At 36.3% G+C, this 26291-nt stretch carries 20 protein-coding genes; 4 read left to right on the top strand and 16 right to left on the bottom strand.

Going from position 1 to position 26291, the window contains the following annotated elements:
- Window positions 1–170 precede the first annotated feature (170 nt).
- From DXC23_RS07020 to DXC23_RS06965, 12 genes are all read right to left on the bottom strand, one after another.
- Window positions 171–2357, bottom strand: coding sequence for a DEAD/DEAH box helicase family protein (locus tag DXC23_RS07020; RefSeq protein WP_199523055.1), 2187 nt, complete (start codon window positions 2355–2357; stop codon window positions 171–173).
- Between the two features lie 2 nt (window positions 2358–2359).
- Window positions 2360–4090 carry a site-specific DNA-methyltransferase gene (locus DXC23_RS07015; protein WP_117705429.1) on the bottom strand — a complete coding sequence of 577 codons (1731 nt, stop codon included), beginning with the start codon at window positions 4088–4090 and terminating at the stop codon, window positions 2360–2362.
- 321 nt (window positions 4091–4411) lie between these two features.
- Window positions 4412–5254, bottom strand: coding sequence for a tyrosine-type recombinase/integrase (locus tag DXC23_RS07010; protein ID WP_117705428.1), 843 nt, complete (start codon window positions 5252–5254; stop codon window positions 4412–4414).
- 120 nt (window positions 5255–5374) lie between these two features.
- The gene (locus DXC23_RS07005; RefSeq protein WP_117705427.1) at window positions 5375–6730 is read right to left on the bottom strand and encodes a sodium-dependent transporter; all 1356 of its coding nucleotides are present in this window, start codon (window positions 6728–6730) and stop codon (window positions 5375–5377) included.
- 153 nt (window positions 6731–6883) lie between these two features.
- A complete protein-coding gene (locus DXC23_RS07000; RefSeq protein WP_117705426.1) occupies window positions 6884–7309 on the bottom strand; it encodes a hypothetical protein in 426 nt (141 codons plus the stop codon).
- Between the two features lie 8 nt (window positions 7310–7317).
- Window positions 7318–8028, bottom strand: a complete 711-nt coding sequence (locus DXC23_RS06995) for a leucine-rich repeat domain-containing protein (RefSeq protein ID WP_117705425.1) — start codon at window positions 8026–8028, stop codon at window positions 7318–7320.
- A gap of 61 nt (window positions 8029–8089) precedes the next feature.
- Complete coding sequence (locus DXC23_RS06990; protein WP_158552488.1) at window positions 8090–8950, bottom strand: leucine-rich repeat domain-containing protein; 861 nt, start codon at window positions 8948–8950, stop codon at window positions 8090–8092.
- A 95-nt stretch (window positions 8951–9045) separates the two neighbouring features.
- The gene (locus tag DXC23_RS06985) at window positions 9046–9930 is read right to left on the bottom strand and encodes a leucine-rich repeat domain-containing protein (protein WP_158552486.1); all 885 of its coding nucleotides are present in this window, start codon (window positions 9928–9930) and stop codon (window positions 9046–9048) included.
- Between the two features lie 131 nt (window positions 9931–10061).
- Window positions 10062–10685, bottom strand: coding sequence for a response regulator transcription factor (locus DXC23_RS06980; protein ID WP_117705422.1), 624 nt, complete (start codon window positions 10683–10685; stop codon window positions 10062–10064).
- Window positions 10678–12369, bottom strand: a complete 1692-nt coding sequence (locus tag DXC23_RS06975) for a histidine kinase N-terminal 7TM domain-containing protein (protein WP_158552484.1) — start codon at window positions 12367–12369, stop codon at window positions 10678–10680. The genes DXC23_RS06980 and DXC23_RS06975 overlap by 8 nt, the downstream gene beginning before the upstream one ends.
- 171 nt (window positions 12370–12540) lie before the next feature.
- On the bottom strand, window positions 12541–13407 hold the full coding sequence (locus tag DXC23_RS06970) for a radical SAM protein (RefSeq protein WP_117705420.1): 867 nt from the start codon (window positions 13405–13407) through the stop codon (window positions 12541–12543).
- Between the two features lie 59 nt (window positions 13408–13466).
- Window positions 13467–13685 carry a DUF6514 family protein gene (locus DXC23_RS06965; protein ID WP_117705419.1) on the bottom strand — a complete coding sequence of 73 codons (219 nt, stop codon included), beginning with the start codon at window positions 13683–13685 and terminating at the stop codon, window positions 13467–13469.
- A gap of 644 nt (window positions 13686–14329) precedes the next feature.
- Between DXC23_RS06965 and pulA the strand changes: the two genes are divergently transcribed.
- From pulA to DXC23_RS06945, 4 genes are all read left to right on the top strand, one after another.
- Window positions 14330–18067 carry a type I pullulanase gene (pulA, locus tag DXC23_RS06960; RefSeq protein WP_117705418.1) on the top strand — a complete coding sequence of 1246 codons (3738 nt, stop codon included), beginning with the start codon at window positions 14330–14332 and terminating at the stop codon, window positions 18065–18067.
- 733 nt (window positions 18068–18800) lie between these two features.
- Complete coding sequence (locus DXC23_RS06955; protein WP_242997441.1) at window positions 18801–19178, top strand: ATPase P; 378 nt, start codon at window positions 18801–18803, stop codon at window positions 19176–19178.
- 199 nt (window positions 19179–19377) lie between these two features.
- Window positions 19378–20076: an ABC transporter ATP-binding protein gene (locus DXC23_RS06950; RefSeq protein WP_117705417.1), complete on the top strand. Its 699-nt coding sequence runs from the start codon at window positions 19378–19380 to the stop codon at window positions 20074–20076.
- A 12-nt stretch (window positions 20077–20088) separates the two neighbouring features.
- On the top strand, window positions 20089–22338 hold the full coding sequence (locus DXC23_RS06945) for an ABC transporter permease (RefSeq protein ID WP_117705416.1): 2250 nt from the start codon (window positions 20089–20091) through the stop codon (window positions 22336–22338).
- 38 nt (window positions 22339–22376) lie between these two features.
- Here the strand turns inward: DXC23_RS06945 and bsh are convergent, their stop codons facing one another.
- The 4 genes from bsh to DXC23_RS06925 form a co-directional block, all read right to left on the bottom strand.
- The gene (gene bsh, locus DXC23_RS06940; RefSeq protein WP_117705415.1) at window positions 22377–23351 is read right to left on the bottom strand and encodes a choloylglycine hydrolase; all 975 of its coding nucleotides are present in this window, start codon (window positions 23349–23351) and stop codon (window positions 22377–22379) included.
- A gap of 116 nt (window positions 23352–23467) precedes the next feature.
- A complete protein-coding gene (locus DXC23_RS06935) occupies window positions 23468–23896 on the bottom strand; it encodes an RNHCP domain-containing protein (RefSeq protein WP_117705414.1) in 429 nt (142 codons plus the stop codon).
- 214 nt (window positions 23897–24110) lie between these two features.
- Window positions 24111–24632, bottom strand: coding sequence for a GNAT family N-acetyltransferase (locus DXC23_RS06930; RefSeq protein ID WP_242997448.1), 522 nt, complete (start codon window positions 24630–24632; stop codon window positions 24111–24113).
- A gap of 108 nt (window positions 24633–24740) precedes the next feature.
- The gene (locus DXC23_RS06925; RefSeq protein ID WP_117705413.1) at window positions 24741–26099 is read right to left on the bottom strand and encodes an MATE family efflux transporter; all 1359 of its coding nucleotides are present in this window, start codon (window positions 26097–26099) and stop codon (window positions 24741–24743) included.
- Window positions 26100–26291 lie beyond the last annotated feature (192 nt).

Raw genomic sequence — 26291 nt, 5'->3', positions numbered from 1 at the left:
CCCTGTGCAAACCACCCGTTTGACGGGTGGTTATGATTTTTTTACTATATTTGTCGAAGGGAAAAATTACTTGTCGAGGAAGAGAATATAAACGAAAATTAAAAGACGAAAAAAACAGTGCTTTATATAGCTGATCATTAAAAATCATGTTTGAAATGTTCTAAGCCCTATTACGACAATATATTTCTAAGCACTTGCCAATTGTTGCTGCTTATATCATCAGAATAGTTATCCATACAGATACATAACTCATCCGTGGTTGCATCATTGCGTACAATTCCGCCTTTAAGTCCGTGTTCAATTAGATAATTTTTTAGCACCTTGAATTTTTTTGATGTATAAATATCAATATCCTGACTGTTTCCGTTGCAGTCAAATCCGCCCTTTGTTTCTATTATCCAAATTTTTCCGTTTACACCTAGAATGTAGTCCGGATAGAAGAGTTTTTGTTTTCCCGAATTATCTTGATATACAATAGAAAGGTATTCGTTGCCCTTATCTCCGTTTTTGTACCACCATTCTACGCTGTTTGAATGTTCGCAAAATTTTTCAAATTTCACTTCCGGAGTAGAACGGGGTGCGGCTGATGAAAGATAGTTTTGATAAACATTTTTACTCATAATCAGCTGCGTTTTTGCTTCTGCGTTGTATGTAAACAAACAAGACTGCGGAATATGAAATTCATAAAGCGATTTAGACGGCACATCAATTTGCATCTGTGCCATTTCATACGCCATTGCCTCTCGCACTAAATGACGCAGCATGTCAACATTGTTAATAACAAAAGCGTAAACCTCTCTCGGCTCTAATGTGAGAATTTTACGGCTGTACTTAAAGTTTTTATCAAATAATTTGCGGATAATGGTATTCATATATGAATATTCCATACCAATTTCAAAACCAATTTTACCGATTTTGTTATGATAATCTCGCCCATGTATATGAGTGTTTAATTTTTCTGTAACTGCTATATCATTCATATCAGAATATTTAAAATTAAGTGTAGCCGATTCACCAGAAAGGGTGTGTTTTATGATATTTTTACTAAATTCATAGCCGGCAGCTTGCAAACGAGTGCGGTTTACCATTTTGTTTGTGCCTGTTCCGTATTCTTTTTCTGCATAGGTAACTATAGCCTGCAATGCTTTTTTGGGATTTCGTGAAGAAGTAATCATTGTCCTTTGTTCGCCGGTAAGAGTAATATCCTTATACTCGTTTTTAAGAAATAAAGTGCAAGCATTTAAGGCACTTTTGTCCAACGCTGTTTTAACTCCTGTGGTAAATTTGCTGTCAAAAGTATAAAGATAACAGCTGTCAAGCAAATCGTAGCCATAATGTTTTGCTTCCGGCATACGTCGAATACGACCGATTGTTTGTATCTCAAAGGTTTCATCCATATTATCACGAAGTTTTACAAGAATTTGCGCTCTCGTGCAGTCCCAACCTGTTGCAATTGCTTGTTTGATAATAATTGCTGTTGATGTCGCATTTAACTTGTTAATGTCCTTTAAATTTTCGTGCATATCGGACAGCCAAACCGCAAGCTGACCGTTTTCGTAGGTTAAGCCTTGTGTTTCAAAGTAGCGTTCAACATCATCTTGTAAATTATTCGATTTGTTCGGTAATTGAACAACAATAAGCGGATTGATGTCCGTGTTGTGTTGTAAATATGCGGCACGAAGCTCTTGCTGCTTTGCAAGTGCCTTTTTAATTAAAAATTCTGTTTGGTTTTCTGTTTCTACACTCTGAGAAAAATTTTGGTTGATAACAACCAATTTTTTGATAAGTCCTGATGCAATTACTTCTTCCTCAGATATTTCAATCATTTCCGCTTTTGTAATACCTTTCGGTGTTGCAGAGCAGCGGATAATTTTATCCGTGTGAAAGTACTGTATTATTTCATCTGCTTTTATGGTGTCGTTTTGGTGACTTTCATCTACGATGATTACAAAATGCAATCCGTCATTTAATGCGTGCTGAATATGCTCCAAAAAGTTGGTGCGTTCACTTTCTTTCAGTGCGTTGTTGCCTTTCTTAGTGAGTTTTTCCCAGTTTATAAAGCAGTTGTCATTTTCTTCAAAGCCTGCCGTCATTACATCGGAAAGCAATTTGGTATGCGAGGCGTGGATATACTTGTCCATTTTCTTTTTACTTTGCTCCTCAAGATTACCCTTGCCCGGTGTGAGCCATACAAAAACTGTTCTAGAATAAGACTGTATGTATTGGTGCATAAAATAGGTTAAAATAATCGTCTTTCCGCTTCCAGTGGGACTTTTAAGAATTATGTCACGAACAGGCTTTTCCATTGCCTCAAAAAGCAATTTTACCGTTTTAAGCTGAAACTCTTTTAATTCCATAATCAACCCTCCTGTAAATCACGATAATAATAATCGGGAATAATGCTGATTTCAATATTGTGTGCTTGCAGATCTTTCTCTTGCTTGCCCGTTGGCAAAATATCGTGACCCATATAGAGCTTTTTGCATTTTGTAAGGGTATCTGCATTGGCAACGAAATCTGCCAGTTCCTCCTCGGTAAGCACGATTCCAATTTCATTGTTACCCGTAAAATTAACACCGTTTTCGAGTTCAACAAGTTCACGAATATGCAAAAGTAGTTCATCGGCATATTCGTAATACATACGGTCTGAAATAGGAATATAATCCACCTTGTAGTATTTTAAACTCGCTGAATAATTTTCTTTGTCGATGACACGCTTAATGCGTTCGTAGGTTACATCACGGCAGATGTTGTTTTCGTTGTTGGTGCAGAGAATGAATTTACGGTTGCCGCCGTCCTCTGCATTTAATTTCATAACTGCGTGACCTGTTGTACCTGAACCTGAAAAAAAGTCGAGTATGTTTATTGATTTTGTTTTGTTTGTTATCTTTATCAAGTATGATATAAGAGAACTTGGCTTAGGAAAAGAAAAATTGATGTTTAAGTCTTTTAATTCTTTTGTACCAGATCTATTAATAAAATCCAAAAGTAATTCGGTAGGAATATTACCGTTATCTTTTTTTTCACGATAATATGATTTAGTATAAATATTCCAATGAGCTTGTTCACCTTTTTTGTTAATCAAAGGGGAACGTTTAGTTTTTTTGAAAGATAAGTATTCTTTCTTTAGCTTGTATTGTTCCACTTCCCAGCGCCAAACACCATCTCCACTATTGGGCGTAGCCCTCTCGCCATCAGCATTGAATAGCGGAAATGTAGTTCCGGGAGGAATCACCAATTCACCATCAGGACATTCAATCCAATATCTTTGATTGGGACGGGTTTCTAAGGTTGACAAATAAAATGCCGTGTCATCCTTGTATATTTCGCCTTTATATTTTCCTTTTGTTTCAACTTTTATATATTTTGATTTATCTGTTATATCCATAAATTTTGTGGGAAATTGCGAGCCAGTGCAATAGCATAAAATATAATCCAAACGCAAAGCAAAATAATTACCACGAAAACTCGTTGTTTTTGTTCTTCTTACAATTTGACCTAAAATATTTTTTGAGCCAAATATTTCATCACATAGTATTCTCAATGAAGCGTTTTCTTCTTTCCCTATTGATATAAAAATAACGCCATCTTGTGATAAAAGTCTTTTAGCAATTTTCAATCGCTTTTCCATAAACGAAATCCATTTACTGTGAATGAAAAGGTCATTTTCATCAACAAATGCATCATCATAGATAAAGCCACCGCCTTCATCACTATTCTTACCTGTATTATATGGCGGATCTATGTAAATAAGGTCAATTTTGCCTTTATGCGTCTTTTCAAGCAACTTGAGCGATGCAAGGTTGTCGCCCTCAATAAGAAAATTCATCTGTCCACCATTATCAATGAACAAGTCTTTGTTTTCTGTCAAAACCGGCGTATGCGTATCAAGTACTTCATCGATTTCTTCTCGGTGTTCCTCAAAAACAAGTCCATATTTCTTTCCATTTATATCCTTTTCCAAATCGGAAAGGTAAGAGAGTAGATTTCCAGTGTTCTCGTCCTGCGGTGCATTGGATATAAAAGTGCGAATTTCTTTGATTTTAGCAAGTAAATCCTCACGCTTTTGCTTTGATATATTTATACTCATATAACTCACCTAAATAATAAACAACATAATCAGCATTATGTTGTACTGCGGAAAAACAAAAAGCACTCACCAATGATTTGTGAGTGCTAAAAACTAAAAATGAGCATAAAAAAGCAAGCCTTGTCATAATCAATCTTGAAAAGGCTTATTTGCTTTGTATTAAAAAGTGACAATTTGGATATTTTTATCTTTTATGTATCTGTATCTGTTGTAAAATTGATTAAAATATGATATACTGAACTTATAATTATATCAATTTACAACATAATGCTGATTATGTTGTAATCGCCATTTTGGATAGCTCTTTTTATTTTTTATAAACTAAATAATCAAATGCATATTTTCCATACGGCGGCGATGTTCTGTGCCTGTGGAAATAATATAAATTCGTGTTGTGTTTATACTGCTGTGACCTAGTATATCCGCAAGTTTTGCAATATCCCTTTCAATAGCATAGAATACGCGAGCAAACAAGTGACGCAGATTATGCGGAAATACCTTTTTCTGGTTTACATTTGCCTCTTTACATAAGTTTTTCATCTCACGCCATATATTTGTGCGATTTATGGGTTTGCCTGTTCGTGTTATAAAAATCATACCGCTTTTAATCTTCTGCTTTGCCGCATAGCAAAGCAGTTTTTTCTTTATGTCTTTTACGATAAATACCGAGCGTGTTTTGCCCTTGAGCGATACAATCGCCTCGCTTTGTTTTACAGCCTCAACGGTTATAAATTGCAATTCGCTTACTCGAATACCTGTTCCGCATATGGTTTGCAAAATTAAATTTAATCGTTCGTTATGTTTGCGATTTGCCGCTGTGCAAAGCCTTGTGTATTCCGCTTTTGTGAGTTCTTTTTCTTCAGAACAGAACACCTGTTGCTGTAATTTTAAGGCTTTAATTTTTAAATCAAGCCAATCCAAAAAATCAAATAGGCAGTTTATGCTTGCAAGCATTGAGTTTACACTCCGTACGGCATAATTTTCCTTTAAATGTTCTTTGTATGCAATAACTGTTTCTTTTGTTATTTCGTTTTTGCTGACAAAAGTCAAAAAAGCTTTTGCGTCTCGCAAATATTTTTCTATCGTTGCCTTGCTTTTTTCTTGTAAAATTAAATGCTTTTTAAAATTGCAGAGATTTTCTGCTGTTAAAAACCGGCTTTCCATCGTTGTTACCTCCGAGTAAATGTTAAATTTATTTTACCCGAAAAGTACGAAAAAAAGCGGTACTATTAATTTTGGCAAATAAAAAACACCCTGCAATATGGCAGAGTGTTTTGGTTTGTTTTAGATTTTGATAATTCCGCACTGGGTGAGGATTGATGTTACGAGAATAATTATGAGGCAAACAGGAGCAACATATTTAATCATAACATTGAACAAGCCTTTTCTTTTAAAGGGTTCACCGTTGCGTGTAACTTCGTCTGTAATAGTCTTTGGCTTGGTAACCCAGCCTATGAGGATACAGGTGAAGAATGCTACTATCGGCATAAGAATACTGTTGCTGAAGAAGTCGAAGAATGAAAGAATATCCATTCCGAAAATCTTAAAATCAGACCAAATTCCGTTGCCGAGTGATGACGGAATACCCATCAATAAGCAAAGACCGATTACTACGATACAGCCGACCCATCTCTTTACATGGAACTTATCCATAAGCGAGGATACGATAGCCTCCATAATTGAAATGGCACTTGTGATTGCCGCAAAGAATACGAGGATAAAGAACAGCAGGGCAACTATGTCGCCGCCGGGCATCTGATTAAATACCTTTGGAAGTGTCATAAACATAAGTCCGGGGCCGCTGTTTGCAAGACCTGCTTCGCCGCTGAATACATAAACAGCAGGAATAATCATAAGACCTGCGAGGAGAGCAACGGCTGAGTCGAAAATTTCAATCTGATTTACGGATTTTGTAAGGTTAATTTCATTCTTTGTGTACGAACCGTAGGTAACCATAATACCCATTGCAAGGCTCATAGAGTAGAAAAGCTGTCCCAAAGCACCTGCAACCGTCATTATGGAGAATTTGCTGAAATCCGGTACAAGGTAGTAGGCAACACCGTCAAGCGCACCCGGAAGTGTCAGTGCATAAACCGAAATTCCGATTGTAAGAATAATGAGCATAGGCATAAGGAATTTACTGATTTTTTCAATGCCGTTTTTAACACCGAGCAAAATTACGCATACGCTTATTCCCATAAATATAAGAAAGAATATAAGCGGTGACCACGGATTACTGATAAAGTCGGAAAAATAATTATCTCCTGCCGCTTGTGTAACAAGACCTTGTGCATATACTGTAACATACTTTGTTACCCAACCGCCGATTACACAGTAGTAAGGGCAGATTATGATAGGAACTATAACTGCAAGTACGCCCAAAAAGCCGAATTTGCTGTTGAGCTTTTTGTAAGCAAGTACAGGACTTAATTTTGTTTTTCTGCCTATGGCAATTTCAGCGGTAAGCATTGCAAAACCGAAGGTTACGGCTAATATAAGGTAAACCAAAATAAAAATACCGCCGCCGTACTGTGCGGCAAGATATGGGAATCGCCAGATGTTTCCGAGGCCTACTGCACTGCCTGCCGCAGCAAATACAAATCCCAGGCCACCGGAAAAGTTACTTCTTTTCTTTTCCATAATAATATATCCCTCGTTTAAGAAATTTTTAATTGATTATACCATAATTCTACAAATAAAACAATACATAATGAATATTAATTTTTTTAAAAACAAAATATAAAAAAATTGACAGGCAAAGACTATAATAAATCTGTTGTCTGTCGGTTAAAGTCAGCTGTTTAATTTTTGTTTGTAATTTTTATATCGTACAATAAAGTATATAATACACTCTATGCATACAAAGACAGTAAATATAATTGAAAGATCTGCAATTATACCGAATGTGGCAATTGCAAATACCGATCCATAGTTTTTAACTGATTCTTTTACCATTGTAATTTGGTTTTGTACCCATATCCATATAAAAATACTGCTTAGTATATTTGATAAAGTCAGACCGGCTATACAAATACAAAAGTTTTTATATTCCTTTATCAGCACTCCGAAAATAATTGGTATGATAATTTGAACAAACCACATTATTATTGTAAAATATCCGCCTGTATTAATAGGAATATATATGCTGAAAATTGATAATGAAAGTATAATACATATGATGAGTTTTATTTTGTTATCTTTAATTATTTCCTTATCCATTGTTTTAATTATTCCTTTATTTCCATAAAAGGTATATTGTGTTCGTTTGCATACTGTTCTGCATAACTACCCTTTATTCCATAGATTGTGAGTTTGTCACAGCCTTCAAAAGCGGTGTCATCTATTTCTACACAATTGTTATAAATTACGATTTTTTCTAAAGACTCGCATCCTTCAAATGCATATGAAGCAATTTTTTCAATACTTTTGGGCAAAGAAATCTCTCCCAATGCTGTACAATGCGAAAACATACCCATAGAAATTGTTTTTAGTCCCTCACCAAACTTTACATCAGTTAAGTAAGCGCAGCTTGACAATGCAAATTGCTCAACATTGCAAAGCGTATTTGGAAACTCAATACATTGAATCGAAGACCAATTAAAAACCTGTGAATCTATCATTTTCAATTTTGATGGCAATACGACCGTTTTGATACTTTCATTATTCTCAAACATTCCTCTTGTTGTTTCTCCGTAAATAAAAGTATAATGATACCTGCCTATCCCTATAACAGGATATCCGTCTATTTCATCAGGTAGAATAACAATCACATCATCTTTATTAACCGTTTTTTCAATAAGTACCGCTTTTCCATCTTTTAGTGTATAATTATATCCGCTTGTTTTGTAATATTCAAAATCTTGTTTTGTTGTTTCTTTTTGCGTACAACCACAAAATAGTAACAGAATAGATATCTGAATACATATAATTTTTCTCATAATGTCTCACCTTAGGTCAAATAAAATTTATCCGTTGTACAGCTATTTACTAGTTTGTAGGCTAATATATTGTATCTAATTCTTCAAAAGGTATATTGTGTTCGTTTGCATATTGTTCTGCATATGAGCCTTTTATTCCATAGATTGTGAGCTTATCACAACCTTCAAAGGCATTATCAGCAATATACTCAATTTTATCATAGATAGTAATTTTCTCCAACAAAGTGCAATTTTCAAAAGCTCTCGAATAAATATGTGAAATATTTCTGGACAAAAACAATTGTTTTAAGGATGTACAATCACTAAATGTATAATCTTCTATAATTCTAATATTATCAGGAATATTTATGCTATTTAAAGATGTGCATCCATCAAAAGCACCGGACGCGATACCTCTAATAGTAATATTATCCGGAATTACAAGAGTCTCTAATGAAGAACAGCCTTCAAATGATAAACTTTCAATTTCTTTTACATCACCATTAAAATTAACATTTTTCAGACTTTCACAATTCGTAAAAGAGAATTGTTTTATAGTACTTGGGAGTTGTATGCTTTCTAATGAAATACAATGGTCAAAACATCTGTTAAATATATACTCTATCCCTTCAGAAACAACAATCTCTTTTACTATATCGTTATCCTCAAACATTCCTTTCCTTTCTGCTCCCCACAAATTGTATCCTGTAACATATCCGCCTAAAGCATTTACTTTATGGAAAAATATTGTTGAAGGAATTACAACTTTCTCTGACGGGTAGTTTATCTTTACAATTGTTGCCGATTTATTTGTATATCCATCGGTTTCATATGTGTACCCAAACCACCAATGTTCACTTGAAAAGATTTGCAACAATATAAATATCACTAACACTACGCACAATATCCCGATAGGTAGTTTATATTTTTTTATTTTTTTCATCATATCACCTTGGTAAAATAAATATTATAAAAATAATATCAGCGGAATATGCAATATCCTCTATATTCCGCTGATTTTTAACAAACTACTACTTTCTAGTTTGTAGGCTCATATGTTGTATCTAATTCTTCAAAAGGTATATTGTGTTCGTTTGCATATTGTTCTGCATATGAACCTTTTATTCCGTATATGGTTAACTTGCAGCACCCGTCAAATGCATTGTCTGCTATTGAGGTGCATTTTTCGTAAATATATATTTTTTCTAAACCGGAGCATTTGCTAAAAGCACATTTAGATATTTCTGTAATATTTTTTGATAAATCAATTTGTTTTAGCGAAACACAATTATAAAATGTCCAATTATTGATACGGGTTACTGAATCGGGTATGTTTATTTCTTGTAAAGATGTGCAGTTGTAAAAAGCATAATTGGATATACCGTCGCAAGCGATATTTTCAGGGAGAATAATCTTTTCCAATGAAGAGCAATCCTGAAATGATAAATCTTCTATTTCAACTGTATTTTCTGAAAATTTTACACTTGTCAGATTTTTGCAAGCAGTAACGGATATATCTTTTATTGTGCTTGGAAATTCCAAACTTTTTAAGGCAATCGCATTATGAAAACATCCGTCAACGATTGCTTCAATACCTTCTGATATTATGACTTCTTCGACAACTTTATCATTCTCAAACATTCCGGTTCTGTCAACACCCCATAGTGAGCGACTTGAAACATAACCGCCCAAAGCCCGAACTTTATAAAAACAGATTGTAGAGGGAATAACCATTTGTTTTTTAGGATAGTATGCTTTTGTTATGGTAGCGGTATTGTTATTATAATATTTGTTGTTTTCGTACTGAAAACCGCCCCATCTGTGAGTACCCGAAAAACCTTGAGTGATAAAAATAAATATGCAAACAGATACCAACATAATGGCAGCAAGACCTAACAGTAATTTTTTATTTTGCTTTTTCATAACATCACCTACACTTCTTTTATATGCCATTAATATAGCATATAAAAGAATATAATGATAGATGACATTTGTCACTGTTTTTAAGATAAAACGGCTCATTTCAATAAATTTAAAATGAGCCGTTAAGCTTTTTAAATATAATCATTTTTTACTGCATAAACCGCAAGTTGAGTTCTGTCTTTTAAATTAAGTTTTAAAAGAAGTGCAGAAATATTGTTTCGCACAGTTCCATCCGATAAAAACATAGTTTTAGCAATTTCTTTGTTGCTAAGTCCTTTTGCCACATTGACAAGTAATTCGGTTTCTCTGTTTGTAAGTTTTACTGTGTGCGTATTGTTTTTTGCAAGTTTTCCTTTCAAGCTGTCAAAAACGGTTTTTCCGAAAACATTTATGTCGAGCATTGTGCTTTTTATAGCATTAACTATTTTTATTTCGTCTACATCTTTGAGCACATATCCGTCTGCTCCGCTTGACAAAGCTTTAGTTATTGTTGCTTTGTCATCAAAGGTTGTGAGTACAAGTATTTTAATATTAGGAAACTCCTGCTTTATTTTAAAGGTAGCATCTGAGCCGTCACAATATGGCATTTGCATATCCATAAGTACAATGTCGGGATTTTCCGATTTGCACAAATTATATGCGGCATTACCGTCGCCTGCAAGACCGCATACCTTTATGTCGGAATCCTGCTCAATAATAATTTTTAAGCCGTTTCTGAAAATGTCATCGTCATCTGCAATTATTACCTTAATCAAGCTGATTCACCTCCAAGGGAATATATGCCTTTACGGAAAAGCCGCCGCCCGTAAATGACGAAAAATCAATGTTTCCGGCTATTGATTCTATTTTTTCTTTCATTCCGTTAAGTCCGTAATCGGCAATTATTTTGTCACAGCCTATGCCGTTATCTATTATATAAAGTCGAATACAATTCTCTGAAAATTTAATTATTACTTCAATTTTGTTTGCTTTGCCATGTCTTACAGAGTTTGTAATCGCTTCACGCACAACGCTTAAAATTATGTCGGCGGCAAAACGGTGACATTCCTTTTCGCTGCCTATTGCGGTAAATTTAATATTATTGTTGCCAGAATTGTAATTTTGAATGAAATTTTTTATTCCTTGGGTAACACTTGATTGCGAGTTTGTTTTTATGCCCGATACACAATTCCTTACATCGCTAAGCAATAATTCCGATGCTTGCAGGGCTTTTGCAATATTTTCATCTGAACTGCTCTTATCAATTTGTGAAAGCTTGAGTAAGGTCATAATTGAAACAAGGCTGTGTCCTATAGAGTCGTGAAGTTCTTGAGCAATTCTTGACTGCTCTTTTTCAACGGCAAGTCGTTTTTCTATTACATTCATCTTAGCAAGCTGTGTATTTGCTTTTGTAAGTTCTTGATTTTTTTCTGACAGTTTTTTATTCAGCATATAGTATGTACTTACATCATAAAAAACAAATATTTCGGATACGATTCTTTTTTCGTTGCAAACGGGCATTTTGCTGATTTCAAAGTATTTGTTTTCCGAAACGGAAACATCTAATGAACCTGAGTTTTTATTCAGTAAATCGCTGAATTTTGAAATATCGCTGTTTGTGATTTCCGCAATACGCATAAATGCTGTAATACAATCTTTATGTAAAATACTGTCATCAAGATTAAAGGCTTTTTTTACTGCGTCATTAATATAGGTAATTTTATGTTTTTGATTTGTAACAATTATTCCTTCGTTTATTGAGCTCATAAGATATTTTACGGTAAGCGGAGGAATGGTAATAAATTCGTATTTATAAACAGCTAAAAATATCAGTAAAGAAGTTATTGAAAAAGATACAGGAGTAAAATCATAGCTTATTGAAAAAACATCAAGCAAAGAAATTAAGTTGAAAGTAATGGGAATTATTGCCGAAAGCGAAATCAAAAGTATCTGCGGAAAATTCTCTTTAAAAGATTTAATGTTTTTTCCTACCATTAAACAAACGGATATTATCAGCAACAAGTAATTATATGCAACCGTTATGTAAAATCCGTTTCCGCCGATTACTTCGTTGCTCTGATAACTTTTAAAAAATAAATGAAAAATAGGATCTGTGATTTTAAGAAAGAACAGAGCGGCAGATGGCAAAAATATTATTACTTTAAAAATCTTGCTGTTCGTTATGTCGGCTTTTACATAATGCAGAGCAAAGGTGAGAAACATGGCTCCTATAGAACATACAGACAGGTAGCCGATATTGCTGAGAATTATTTTTACCGAAAGGTTTGTGGTGAAAATGTCAAAAATATGGCATACTATCCAGTTTATAATTAAAATCTGACAGGCGGTAAAATATCGTGACATCTTTTGACTGTATGAATTTTGTATAAATACAACGGTACTTATAATCGTAAGGCTTAAAGAAACAAGGTTTAAACCAAGGGTAAGTAATGTGTCCATAATAACTCCCTGATACTCTGTAATTTTTTTAATTATAACACGCATAAAATTGAATGGCAACAAGAATTAACCGAATAAAAACAAGCGACAGCATAAACTAACTGTCGCTTAAAAATTTGATTTATATTATGAATGTTGATACTAATCAATAAATTTGATTCTTACACAACATTAAAAATCCCAGTCGGGAACATATTTACGGTCGGCTGAGTCAAGCTCTTGAGTAAAGCCGTCAAAGCCGAGCATCATATAGTAATCTTTTACTTTCTGATATTCCCGCCTTGTAATTTTACGGTTAATCTTTTCATATTTATCAGCATTGCCCATAGGTATGTACTGCCCCATAAGGCTGACAAGTATTTGATTGCCGTAGTTTTTCTTGAGTATATCAAGAACGCCCATACTGTTTTTTGTGTGTGACGGCAGAATAAGATGTCTTACTATTATGCCTTTCTGCATCATCTGTCGGTCATCAAACTGTGGAAACCCAACCTGAAACAGCATTTCTTTAATTGCTACGGTTGCAGTTTCTACATAGTTTGGTGCGAGTGAATACTTAAGTGCAAGCTCATTATTGCTGTATTTGAAATCAGGAAGATAGATGTCAACTATTCCGTCAAACATATTTAAGATTTTAGGACTTGTATAACCACTGCAATTATACACAATCGGAATTTTCGGTTTGTAAATTTCAAAACTTTTTACAACTGCAGGCGCAAAATGATCTGCTGTAACAAGATTAATGTTATGAACATTCTGCTCTTCAAGTCGTTTATAACAGTCGGCAAGCTCCTGCGGTGTAATTTCTCTGCCTCTGTGTAAAGAAGAAATTTCGTAATTTTGGCAATAAACACAACCGAGAGTACAACCGCTGAAAAAAATTGTACCGCTGCCGTTTGCTCCGCTGATGCAAGGCTCTTCGCCAAAATGAGGTGCAACTCTCGCTATTACGGGATTTGTTCCCATTCGGCAAAAGCCGCCGCCGCTTGATTCACTTCTTTGTGCATTGCATTTTCTTGGACATAAATTACATATCACTGATATCACCCTAATAAGTTATGATATAAGTATAGCACATCTGCAAGAAAATAGCTATATTAATATGTTTTGAAATCAGTTAAAAAATCTTCTACTATATCGTCAATGTGACATTCCTCAATATCAAGAGAATTGCAAAGAATAACAAGTTTCTTTATCTCCTCCGCATTATCGGACAGATTGGCATATTGCCTGACAGTTCGCTCTTTGTCAATTACATCAATACCGTAGGTAATATTAGCATTGTTAGAATAAGTATTAATTCTGAACAGTAACATAAAATAAAAGTAACCTTTCTTTGTGATTACTAATCACCCTTAGGCAAGATAATACATCGTTTTACGATAAAAGTCAAGGCGAATACGCACAAAAGTATAGATATATATTTATCTTTGTATATTTTAACAAAATACAATTTTGTTTTTTATATAGATTTATTGTAAATTTTTTGTCATTTTTCAGATACAGAACTAAACAAAAAAGTATAAATTTGTAACCATAAAAATATCATTGATGAGTATTATAGTTAAAATGCTATACAAATTTGTTAATTACATAAATAATATTCGGAACAAATATTTGAAATGTGTTGACTTAGTGAACACTGTCATATGCTGTCATATATAATTAAATCAGTTCTGTATTTATTGTTGCCATGCCGTGTTAAATTGCAATAATATTTCTTGCGTGTAGAACAAGAAAATACTTATTCCTGTTAAATTTGTGTTTTCGACTGATATGCAGCTTATTACGGATTTTGACTGATTTTTTGGGCAGAAAACAATTTTGTTAATTATACACAATAAGCACAGTAAAACTTTGGTTTAATGTGCTTATTTATTTTCTGTAAAAGAAATCAAAACTTTGAAATATTTGCTAAAATTTGAATATATAAAGCAAATAGAAAAAAGGAGAGAAAGAAATGTTTTTAAAAAGAACGCTTGCAGTTTTACTTAGTGCTACAATGCTCTTTGGTATGACTTCGTTGTCAACAACAGCGGCAACCACAGATACCGAAGCAGTGTCGGCAGGTAATTACTACAATGCAAGCTATCTTGAAAACTATGCGAGCAATGCTTACAACGAGAAAAATCTTGGTGCAAATTACACAAAAAGCTCAACAGAGTTTAAGGTGTGGTCACCTGAGGCATCTGCCGTAAAGGTTAAACTCTATGCAACAGGTTCCGATTCCGAATCAGGCGCAGCTGTTCTCGGCACTTATAACCTTAAAAAGAACAGCTCTACAGGTATGTGGTCGGTTACTGTAAACGGTGACCTTAAGAACACATACTATACTTACCTTGTTACCGTAAACGGTACAACAAACGAAACACAGGATGTTTATTCAAAAGCAACAGGTGTAAACGGTAACCGTTCAATGGTTGTTGACCTTGATTCAACCGACCCTGAGGGTTGGGACAGCGATAACCATGTGCTTTTCAACAATGCTCAGGAGGCAGTGGTATGGGAGGTTCATGTTCGTGACTTCTCTGTATCGGACACATCAGGCGTCAGCGATGACAACAAGGGCAAGTACCTTGCTTTCACAGAGGGCGGCACAAAAATCAGCTCAGACACAAGTGCAAACGCTGTATCTACTTGCGCCGATTACCTTGTAAAATCAGGTATTAACTGCGTTCAGCTTATGCCTGTATATGATTTCGGTTCTGTCGATGAAACAATCACAGGTTCGGCAACAAACAGAAACTGGGGTTATGACCCTGTAAACTACAATGTTCCCGAGGGTTCATATTCTTCTAACCCATATGACGGTAATGTAAGAATTACAGAGTTCAAGCAGATGATTCAGGCACTTCATGACAGAGGTATTTCTGTTGTAATGGATGTTGTTTACAACCATACATATGTAACCGAGGGTTCATGTTTTACAGATACAGTTCCTAACTATTATTACAGAAAAACAAGTTCAAGCGTTTATTCAAACGGTTCGGGCTGCGGCAACGAAACTGCATCCGATAAACTTATGTACAGAAAGTATATGATCGACTCAATTCTCTATTGGGCAAGCGAGTACCACATTGACGGTTTCCGTTTTGACCTTATGGGACTTCACGACATTACTACTATGAATCAGATTCGCTCAAGCCTTGATAATCTTTATTCGGACGGTTCGGGTAAGAAGATTCTTATGTACGGTGAGCCTTGGACAGGCGGTTCATCCGCAATCAGCGACGGTTGTTTTCAGAGCAAAGCTTCTCAGCTTGATGCAAGAGTAGGTATGTTCTGCGACTCATACCGTGATGCTATTAAGGGTGGTACAAACGATGCATCAACCGGTTTTATTCAGGGTAATAATGGTAAAACTTACACAGTTGTAAACGGTGTAAAGGGTCAGTGCTTCGGTGCAAAAGCTCCTTCACAGACAATTGCTTATGCCGATGCCCACGATAACCTTATTATGTGGGATAAGATGGTGCTTAGTAACGGCAGTAAGGATTGGAACTCTACTTCCTCTTCGCTTACAGATCAGATGAAAGCCACAATGGGACTTCTCTTGACTTCACAGGGCATAGTATTTATGACAGCAGGTTCGGAATTCTGCCGTACAAAGCAGGGCGACCACAACAGTTATAAATCAGCCGATTCAATCAATGCCATTGATTGGACTCGTTTAAAGACATATTCTGAAACAGCCGATTATTATAAGGGTCTCCTTAAAATCAGAGAGAATTACTCACCGCTCAAGGGAGGTAACTTCTCAACTCCTACATTCCAGTCATCATACGGCTATGTTGTTGCTTATACATATTCAAACAATACAGCAGGCGAGTGGGGCAAGGTTTGCGTACTCGTAAACAGCGGTACACAGGCTTGCACAATCGGTCTTGACGGCAGCGACTGGACAGTTGTTGCAAACGGCACAAAGGCAGGACTTGAAAGTCTTGGCACAGTTTCGGGCAAATCATATTCTATCCCTGCAAGAAGTACTTGCGTACTTGTTCAGTCATCTACATTCGGTAATCTTCAGAATGCAGAGCCTACATACGGTACACTTAAGGTAAACCATGTTGATGAAAACGGCGATGTTTTAAAGAGCACATCAGCTACTTATAAGACAGGTACAACATACCGTGCTTTACCTGATACAACACTTCTTTATGACTATAATCTTGTTAATACAACAGGCACAACAACAGGTAAAGTTGAAAGCGGCAAGACATACACTGTAACATTTACATACAAATCTTCGGGTATTTCCTCAGGTTACCTTACAGTAAACTATGTAAATGCAAACGGCACAAAGGTTAAAGACTCTGTTAAGAACAAAATGAGAAGCGGAGATGAATACTCTGTAAGTCCTGCAACAATTCAGGGTTATCAGCTTGATACAGATAGTTTCCCTGCAAACACAAGCGGTACTTTCTCGGGTACTGACACAACTATTACATTTAAGTACAAAAAGCTTAATTCTACAAGCACAGTAGTTCACTACAAAAAACCGTCAAGCTGGTCAGATGTTCGTTGCTATTCATATACAGACGATGGCAAAAATCCGACAGGCGAATGGAATACCGCTACAGTAATGACAAGCGAGGGCGACGGTTGGTACAAATGTACAGTTCCTGCATCAGCTTGCTATGTAATGTTCCACCCAACTTCAAATACAGCTCAGGAGCCGGGACAGGGCGCAAGCGGTTATCCTGCATCGGGCGAAGTATGGATTAATAACGGTGCTATCACATTTACCGGTACAGTAATTACAAGCCATATTGATATTGCAACAGGCAAAAAGATTGCCGCTGATGTTGTAAGCGAGAAAACAAAGGTTACTTCAAGCGACACATACACAACTTCTGCAGTTGCAGGTAAAAATGTAATTACTCCTTTAAATGCAACAGGCAATTATTTCGCAGGCGTAATCAATGTTGTATATCTTTACGATTCAGGTGAAGTTCCTACAACAGCAGCTCCTACAACTCAGCCAACAACCGCAAAACCAACAACTCAGCCGACAACAGCTACTGTTGCTCCTACTCAGACAGTTGCACCAACAGTACAGCCTACAACTCCTGCCGAGAAAATTTGGATTGGCGATGTAGATATGGACGGCAGAATTTCAATCAATGATGTATCACTTTTACAGATGTTTATCAGTGAGCAGACCACATTTACAGACAAGCAGCTTATTGCGGCAGATGCAAATGATGATGGCAGTGTTGATGTAATTGACGCTACACTTGTTCAGATGTACTTGGTTTATAATATTGCAGACGGCAGTTTAGTAGGTCAGTATAAGTATATTGTACAGCCTACACAGCCAACAACACAAGCAAGTACAGCGGCACCGACAACACAGCCTACAACTGCAGAACCGACAACAGAGCCTACAACAACTCCAAGCGGTACATACACAGTAACATTTACAAACTCACTTAACTGGGACGGTACAATTTACTGTTATTATTGGACAAGCGGCAGTCAGGGTGAAGTTGCTTGGCCGGGTACAAAAATGAATTTTGTAGAGAATAATGACTACGGTCAGGCAGTTTATACATTGACTGTTCCGTCTTCTTGCGACAGCGTAATCTTTACTAACGGTTCTTCACAGACAGTTGATATTAACACAGGTTCAAAAGACACCGATTACTATGCTAAAACAACAAAGACAGGTACAGGCTATAATGTCGGAACTTGGTAATTAGAAATTAATATAATTTTTGATAGTCACGCAGTAGTCCCTCCGATATTTTCGGAGGGATTGCTTTTGGATTTTTATTGAAAAATTGGAATAAATTATGGTTTAGAAAATTGCTTTATCAAGCAATTATAAAAGTTTGGTCAACCTTTTCAAAGTTTGTGGGTGTGGGCAACGCCCACAAATGCTTTATGCTATCGCAAACTTTTGATAGCCAAACGGCTTGCCGTTTGGCGGTTTGAACACAACGGCGAAAGCCAAATGCGACAGCAACAAAAGAAAAGCCACGCTACTAAACTACTAATTTTCCACTTTCAAGGGCAAATCAGATACGCATATAAGCTTTTTCATCCTTTAGAATATCTTTTCTCTAAGACCTTTCAAGTGTAACTTTCTCACTCTCTGCCACTCATTGGTCTTAGCTTTTGTTTCTTACTAAAGTATTGATTAGTCTAAGGTTTAGTTATTCTATGATATAAATTTAACAGTTTATTTTTATTGAAAATTAGTCCGTTTTAATTATTTAATGGGCTCTGCCCAAACCCGCAACCCTTTAAAAAGGGTTGACCTAAATTTTAGATTTATTAAACTCTGTTTTTAACCACAATTCCTCAAAATCCCCAAACATTTATAATATACAAAATTACCGCAAAATCAGCACAATTTTTTATTTGACAAGGTAAAAAGAGAGTGATATACTAAGGTTAGCAAAAACTAACTATAAGGGTGGATTACTATGGATACTATTATTTCTACAATTATTGTTTGTGCAATTATCGCTGTTATTTGTGTGTTTGGTGTTTTAAAATACATAAAAAACCTTAAAAGCGGTTGCTGTGGCGCAGGCGGCGACAGTGTAAAAAAGGTTAAGCCAAAGGACAGCAATGCAAAAAATTTCAATTATGAATATAAAATCGTTATTGACGGTATGACTTGCAAGAATTGTGCAATGCGTGTTGAAAACGCTTTTAATTCAGATGAAAATTACCTTGCAAAGGTTAAGCTGTCGGAAAATTCTGCTTTTGTAAGAGCAAAGCAGGCAGTTGAAGAAAAAGTTCTGCGTGATGTTGTAATCAAAGCAGGATATATTCCTATGAAAGTTGAAAAAGTATAATTTTTATCTGCTATGTCGGCAAATTCCATACATGGCAGATATTTTTAAACGCAAGAGTTAGCTAAAACTAACTAAATTGATATGTTAAAGTTTTTATTAATTATTTTTACTTGACAATATTTGATTTTTTGTGATAAATTATCATTAACGAACATATGAACAGATAAACATATATTCATATAATAACAGGAGGTAAAGTATGTTTCTTGAAATTAAGGGTATAGAAAAATACTACGGAACAGGGGATAACCGCACAAAGGTACTCAAAGGTATTACTACGGGTGTTGAAAAGGGCAAGATATGCGTTTTACTTGGCCCGTCAGGCTCGGGTAAATCTACGCTTTTGAATATTATTGGCGGTATTGAAAAAGCAGACGGCGGAAGTATTTCTATTGACGGCAGCAGAATTGAAGATATGGGCGAAAAACAGCTTTCGCTTTACCGCAGAAACCACCTCGGATATGTATTTCAATTTTACAATCTGATTCCGAATTTGACTGTTAAAGAAAATATAGAGGTTGGCGCATATTTGAGCAAAAATCCACTCAATACCGATGAGCTTTTGCACACACTCGGATTGTGGGAGCATAAGGACAAAGTGCCGAGTCAGCTTTCGGGCGGTCAGCAGCAGAGAACCTCAATCGGCAGAGCTATTGTAAAAAATCCCGATATTTTACTTTGTGATGAACCAACGGGCGCACTTGACTACAAGACTTCAAAGGACATATTAAAGCTGATTGAAACTATAAATCAAAAGTACGGAAATACAGTAATTATTGTAACTCATAATGACGCTATCAAGCTGATGGCAGACAAGGTTATTAAACTGCGAGATGGAAACATTCGTAAGGAATACGAGAACAGCGAAAAGGTAAAAGCCGAAGATCTTGATTGGTAAGGAGATGAATTTATGAAAAATCCGCTTAACAGGCGATTGCCACGAGAGCTTAAAAGCGACATAGGAAAGTATATTGTTATTTTCATATTTTTGGTGGCTACAATAGGATTTGTATCGGGTTTTCTTGTTGCAGGTTCAAGTATGAAAACCGCTTTTGACGAGAGCTTTGATAAAAATAACATTGAGGACGGCTACTTTGTACTCGATGATAAAATGACCGATGAACTGAATACTAAGCTCGAAAATCAGGACATTAAATTGTACGAGAATTTTTACAAGGAAGAAAGCTATAAAAACGCTGCATACAGAATTTATAAGAACAGAAATGATGTAGATAAAATCGAGCTTTTTGAGGGCGAGTTCCCGAAACAGGACGATGAAATTGCGATTGACAGACTTTTTGGCGAGAACAACAATATTAATATCGGCGACAAGGCAGAGCTTGACGGCAGGCAGTACAAGGTGAGCGGTTATGTTGCTTTTCCCGATTATACGGCATTATTTAAAAATAATACCGATATGATGTTTGATGCGCAGAATTTTACCGTTGCTGTGGTTACCGACAATGCCTTTGACAAAATATCGGATAAGCATTTACATTACTGCTATTCATATACTTTCAACGACAGCTCACTTACCGAACAGCAAAAGCACGATAAAAACACCGACCTAAAAGAATTAATTGCTAAAAATGCTGTGATGAATAACTTTGTATCCGAGCTTGACAATCAGGCTATACATTTTTCGGGCGATGACATTGGTTCTGATACCTCAATGATGATAACCCTTTTATACATTGTAATTGCAATTATGGCATTTGTATTTGCAGTCACTACTTCAAATACCATTGAAAAGGAATCAGCCGTTATCGGAACACTGAGGGCGTCGGGTTATACCAAGGGCGAGCTTTTAAGGCACTATCTTTTGCTCCCTGTTGTGGTTACAATCGTGGGTGCAATACTCGGTAATGTGCTCGGCTATACTGTGCTTAAGGATATTGTTGCCAATATTTATTACGAAAGTTACAGCCTCGGTCCGTATGTTACATTGTGGAACGGTTATGCGTTTGTAATAACAACCGTTGTGCCTTGCATTATTATGGTGATAGTCAATATATTTATTCTCAGCAAAAAGCTGGCGCTTTCACCGCTTAAATTTTTGCGTCGTGACCTCAGCAAAAAGGAAAAGAAAAAGGTTGCCAAGTTACCTAACTTTAAGTTTATGACAAGGTTCAGACTTCGTGTTATTTTTCAAAACAAGTCAAGCTACATTGTTTTGTTTGTAGGTATACTTTTTTCAAACCTAATTCTTATGTTCAGTCTTATGTTGCCGCCGTTGCTTGATAATTATAAGACAGAGGTAATCGACAATATGATTTGCGATTATCAGTATATATTGAAAATGCCCGTTGAAACCGATACTAAGGGTGCAGAAAAATATGCGGTAACTACGCTTGAAACCAATTTTAAAAATTCCGAAAAATCCGATGAAATTACGGTATATGGTGTGGATAAGGAGTCGGACTATGTAAAAGCAGGATTTATAGACAGAAACTCGGTTTATGTATCTGAGGGTATTTTGGAAAAATTCGGCTTAAAGGTTGGAGATAATCTTGACCTAAAGACAAAGTATGATGACAAAACCTATCGCCTTACAATTAGCGGTACATATAAATATCCTGCGTCATTGGCGGTATTTATGGATATAGAAAATTTCAGAACCGAGTTTGATAAGTCAGAAGATTATTTCAGCGGATATTTTTCAAATAAAGAAATAACAGACATTGACGATAAGCTGATTGCAAGCAAGATTACTCAAAAGGATTTGACAGTAATCTCTGACCAACTGACCGATTCAATGGGTGGAATGTTCCCAATGGTTTCGGCATTTGCAATACTTCTCTATATGCTGCTTGTATATTTGCTTTCTAAAATCATAATAGAAAAGAATGCAAATTCGGTATCAATAGTAAAGATACTCGGCTATCAGAACGGTGAAATTACAAGGCTTTACATTATTTCAACAGCTATTGTAGCAATTTTTTCGGTAATAATCAGCCTGCCAATTTCATATTTATTGATGAAGATAATATACAGTGAATTGATAAGCAGTTTTTCGGGTTGGCTTTCATTCTACATAGAACCTATGGTTTATGTAAAAATGCTCGTTTTCGGAATACTCGCATATGCGGTTGTAGGCGCTTTGCAGTTTAGAAAAATCAAAAAAATTCCAATGGAAGAGGCGCTCAAAAACGCAGAATAAAATACAGACCGACACTTTTGTTGTGTCGGTCTGTTGCTTTAGTTTTGAAAATTAATTTGCTGTTCTTCAATCAGCGGATAGCGCATAAGCTCGGTGCTGTCGAGATTTTCTTTGCGCATATCAACGGCGGAAATCTGATGATTATTATAGGTTGTGTAGTAGTAAATTCCCTTTGTTGTGTTACAGCAAGAGGTATAAATCGTAATTTCATACTTGCCCTCGCTCACTTCGCAACAGCCTCGCTGTTGGTCTACCGAGCCGAGAATATGGAAAAACTGACTTACACTTTCGTTTTCACTGTCGGCAGAAATTGAATTCATTTTTGTAAACGCAACTCGTGCAAAGCGTGAGGCAGAGGAGAGGTCACCCGGAAGTCCGAGTGCGCCCATTCCTCGGCTGTACGAGTTAAGCGCAAGCCCGTTTGCAAAGGCGTTTTGCGGCTGTTTGGGAGAAAGTGACATATAATTATTGAGCATAAACATTTGTGTTTCAAACGGCGGATTGTTTGTAAGCACGCCAACCGGATTATCGTAAATATGCAGTCCGTCTGCCATAGATTCCACTGTAATGCAGCCGTTCTCATCGGCAATTATCCAATGAAGTTGAGCGGTCGGGAGTTTTTCGCTGAACGGTGTATCTGTAAGATTTATGCTTGCAAGCAAGCTTTTTGCCTCGTTAATATTTGCGCATTTGCCTAAAATGTATGGTATAAATTCAAACTGAGCAATATTTTCCTTTCCGCTTACAGGCTTTGCGTAAACGGCATTTCCAACAAAGTTAAGTCCTGCCATTCCAAGGCCTTTTTCGTTGATTGCATCATAGTAAAGGGGATAATTTCCCACAATATGTGCCATTCCGATTATAGCATAGTGAGAGGTGCAAGCGCTTGTGTGGCGAAAATCAAAGGCATAGTTTCTCGGAGTAACGGTTATTTCGTCACCGTACGAAAATTCATAGTCAAGAGTTCGTCCAAAATAAAAATTCTTTGTTTTGTATGTTGCGGCAGTACACATATATAAACCTCCTTGTGTTATTGTTTTCTAAAAATAATTTAATATGTAAATGTTTAAAAATAATATCAGACTCCTCGCCAACCGACAAGGAGTCATTTTGATTTGCAGTCAGATTATTACCATTTAAGCTCGCCGTCACCGCCCATAAGTTTTGTCATTTCCTCAATTTTTTCAAGCGGAAACGGGGGAGATGATACGGGTTTCATTGCAATGGACATAAGTTTCATGGGATTATCATCAGCGGCAATTCTGTTTGAACTTAATGCTCCGCAGATTTTACAGCGGTGAATAATTGCCCATTCGCCGTTTTTGCGCACCCATACTGCAACGGGTTCCATTGCTCCTCCGCAGTCAGCCTCACGATCACCCGGTTCAATATCAAGGTGCATACTCGTAAGACAGTAAGGGCAGTGGTTGCGGTGGTCACTTCCTGCACCGTTTGGCACAACAAGTCTGCCGCATACCTTGCAGGTAAAACTTTCATTGCAGACGTGTGATTTATAATAACCTTTTTTATATGATTTTTTCTTGTTTTCTCTATTCATAGAGCATAATCCTCCAAAAAGTAAAATCAAAAACCTTTTGGGAGGTTTGTCGGTAAAAGCAGCAAACCTCCCGATTATGCTACTATTACCGTTGTATTAGTCTTTGTCAAACACTAATCTCCTTATAAAAATATTTATGAAAAAGCCAAGGCTTAGTCAACAATTTACAATTTTATTATATCAGCATATAAAATGTTTTTCAATATACATCAAGTTAATTTTTGTATAAAATTATATTTTGAATTTTCTCCCACTCTCTCCTTGTGATTCCGTACACAACAGTTGTTTCATTTTCACTGTCAATAAATTCATCAAGTTTTTTACAACCGTATGACACAGCGACAGCGGCGGAGGCAATGTTATCTTTTTTCATATAGGAATACACGGTATTGAAAGGAGTGTTAATAAATGTCCAATCTCTTACCGCAATGCTTGCCCCTTTTGCAAAACCCTTATGCTGCATATCCTTTCTTAAATGATACCCGATTTCAGGCTTTATTTGATTATTAATCATTTGCATTGTAATTCCGCAGTCGCCAATCATTTCACCTGTGTTTTTAAGGCAAACCGCCCACAATCCAAATCCGAAAATATGGTAGCGCTCAATGCTCCTGTTTATCCAATTTTGTACCCTGCTTTCATCAAAAGTGTAGGGGTAGTGCTGCATAATGTCGGAATCCGCCAGCACTTTATATAAAGCGTCAAAATCTTCGTGCGTAAGCTCCCGAAGATACAGCCTTTCAGTTTAAATTTTCATTTTATCACCATTAATAATTTTATAGCAATCAAAAATTTCTGTCAATAAAAATCAAAGGGAACTTCTCATTTGAAAAGTTCCCTAATTTTATGCAAGTGATTTTTCCTTCGCAAAGCCTTTCATTTTTACATAATACACAACAAGCATAAGCAGCATACTTGCAGTCCATGCGGCAGGGCCTGCAACGCATATTGACGCATAGCCGATTATTGAGCTGAAAAGAACAGGTGTGCATATTCTCATGGCAACCTCAATCAGAGAGCCAATCATTGGAATAATGCCGTTTTTAAGTCCCTGTATTGTGCCACGATAAATGAACAGCATACCGAGCGACCACTCAAACGGACAGTTCCAGAATATGAATTGTACGGAGTAATCTATTGTTTGCTGAGAGCTGCCGCTTGTGAATATTCCTGTAATTTGTGTGGCAAAAAGCATTGAAATTGCGCCCACAATTATTGAGTAGGCAATGCAAAGCATAAGGCAGTTATTAACGCCTTTTTTGATTCTGTCATACTTGCCTGCGCCCTCATTTTGCCCTGCAAAGGTGGCAATTACCGTACTCATAGAGTTCATAGGATTTTGAATAAGCAGCTGTACTCTGTTGCCAATGGTGTAAGCCGCAACCGCATAAGAGCCGAACTGATTTACAAAATACTGCAAAACCATCATTCCTATTGAGATAACGGAATTTTGAAGCCCCATAGGACAGCCTACCCTAAGCTCGTCTGTAATCATTCTTTTTATATCTTTAAAGCTATCTTTTGTAGGCAAAAGCATTTTAACCTTGAAGTATATATAAATGCAGCAGAGTACGGCGGAAATAAGCTGAGAAATAACCGTTGCTATTGCCGCACCCGATACATCCCACTTGAATACTACTATAAACAGCAGGTCAAGTCCTACATTGAGTACAGAAGAAAATAACAGCAGATACAGCGGAGTTTTGCTGTCGCCCACCGAGCGGAGAAGTGATGCGGTAAGATTGTAGAGCATTGTTGCAGGTATGCCAAGGTAAATTATAGTGAGGTATTGGCTTGCGTAGTCAAAGGTTTCTTTTGTTGTGCCGAGCATTGTAAGAAACGGATTTACCAAAAATACAAACGCAGCGGTGAGTACAACCGAGGACACTACACCGATGAGTATGTGTGCGGCAACACTTTTCTTTACCCGTTCTATATTTCCTGCGCCAAAGTGCTGAGAGGTTATTACCGAACAGCCTGCCGACAGTCCTATAAAAAATCCAAGTGCAAAAAAGTTTAACGAGCTTGTAGAGCCGACCGCCGCTAATTTTATTTCTCCAAGAGTTTGACCTACTATGAGAGTATCAACTACATTGTATAATTCCTGCAAAAGGTTTCCGATTATTACAGGAATAGCAAAAAGCAAAATCTGACTGAATATTTTTCCCTGCGTAAGATTTCTTATTGATTTTGACTCTGCCACAAATGTTCAACCACCTTTATTAAAAATTATTGTAAAAAATAAAAATAAGCTATAATAACTTTAAATTCGTATGAATTATAGCACAACAGAGTAAAAAAGTAAATCATACAATTCTAAAAATACAAAGACTTTTTGCGACAAAAACTTTGCAAAATGCACATAGATTTCAGCTCGGAAAATAACGATTGCAAT

The organism is Eubacterium sp. OM08-24 (assembly GCF_003438075.1).
Taxonomy (GTDB): Bacteria; Bacillota; Clostridia; order Oscillospirales; family Acutalibacteraceae; genus Ruminococcoides.
Note: the sequence above shows the minus strand (reverse complement) of the source record. Positions and strands in the feature narration are given on the sequence as shown.

Coding starts and splice junctions, on each gene's coding strand:
- DXC23_RS07015 (WP_117705429.1), bottom strand. CDS start 4,090: ATGAGTATAAATATATCAAAGCAAAAGCGTGAGGATTTACTTGCTAAA.
- DXC23_RS06990 (WP_158552488.1), bottom strand. CDS start 8,950: ATGAAAAAAATAAAAAAATATAAACTACCTATCGGGATATTGTGCGTA.
- DXC23_RS06965 (WP_117705419.1), bottom strand. CDS start 13,685: ATGTTACTGTTCAGAATTAATACTTATTCTAACAATGCTAATATTACC.
- DXC23_RS06955 (WP_242997441.1), top strand. CDS start 18,801: ATGGATACTATTATTTCTACAATTATTGTTTGTGCAATTATCGCTGTT.
- DXC23_RS06945 (WP_117705416.1), top strand. CDS start 20,089: ATGAAAAATCCGCTTAACAGGCGATTGCCACGAGAGCTTAAAAGCGAC.
- DXC23_RS07005 (WP_117705427.1), bottom strand. CDS start 6,730: ATGGAAAAGAAAAGAAGTAACTTTTCCGGTGGCCTGGGATTTGTATTT.
- DXC23_RS06950 (WP_117705417.1), top strand. CDS start 19,378: ATGTTTCTTGAAATTAAGGGTATAGAAAAATACTACGGAACAGGGGAT.
- bsh (WP_117705415.1), bottom strand. CDS start 23,351: ATGTGTACTGCCGCAACATACAAAACAAAGAATTTTTATTTTGGACGA.
- DXC23_RS06995 (WP_117705425.1), bottom strand. CDS start 8,028: ATGAGAAAAATTATATGTATTCAGATATCTATTCTGTTACTATTTTGT.
- DXC23_RS06975 (WP_158552484.1), bottom strand. CDS start 12,369: ATGGACACATTACTTACCCTTGGTTTAAACCTTGTTTCTTTAAGCCTT.
- DXC23_RS07010 (WP_117705428.1), bottom strand. CDS start 5,254: ATGGAAAGCCGGTTTTTAACAGCAGAAAATCTCTGCAATTTTAAAAAG.
- DXC23_RS06985 (WP_158552486.1), bottom strand. CDS start 9,930: ATGAAAAAGCAAAATAAAAAATTACTGTTAGGTCTTGCTGCCATTATG.
- DXC23_RS06935 (WP_117705414.1), bottom strand. CDS start 23,896: ATGAATAGAGAAAACAAGAAAAAATCATATAAAAAAGGTTATTATAAA.
- pulA (WP_117705418.1), top strand. CDS start 14,330: ATGTTTTTAAAAAGAACGCTTGCAGTTTTACTTAGTGCTACAATGCTC.
- DXC23_RS07000 (WP_117705426.1), bottom strand. CDS start 7,309: ATGGATAAGGAAATAATTAAAGATAACAAAATAAAACTCATCATATGT.
- DXC23_RS07020 (WP_199523055.1), bottom strand. CDS start 2,357: ATGGAATTAAAAGAGTTTCAGCTTAAAACGGTAAAATTGCTTTTTGAG.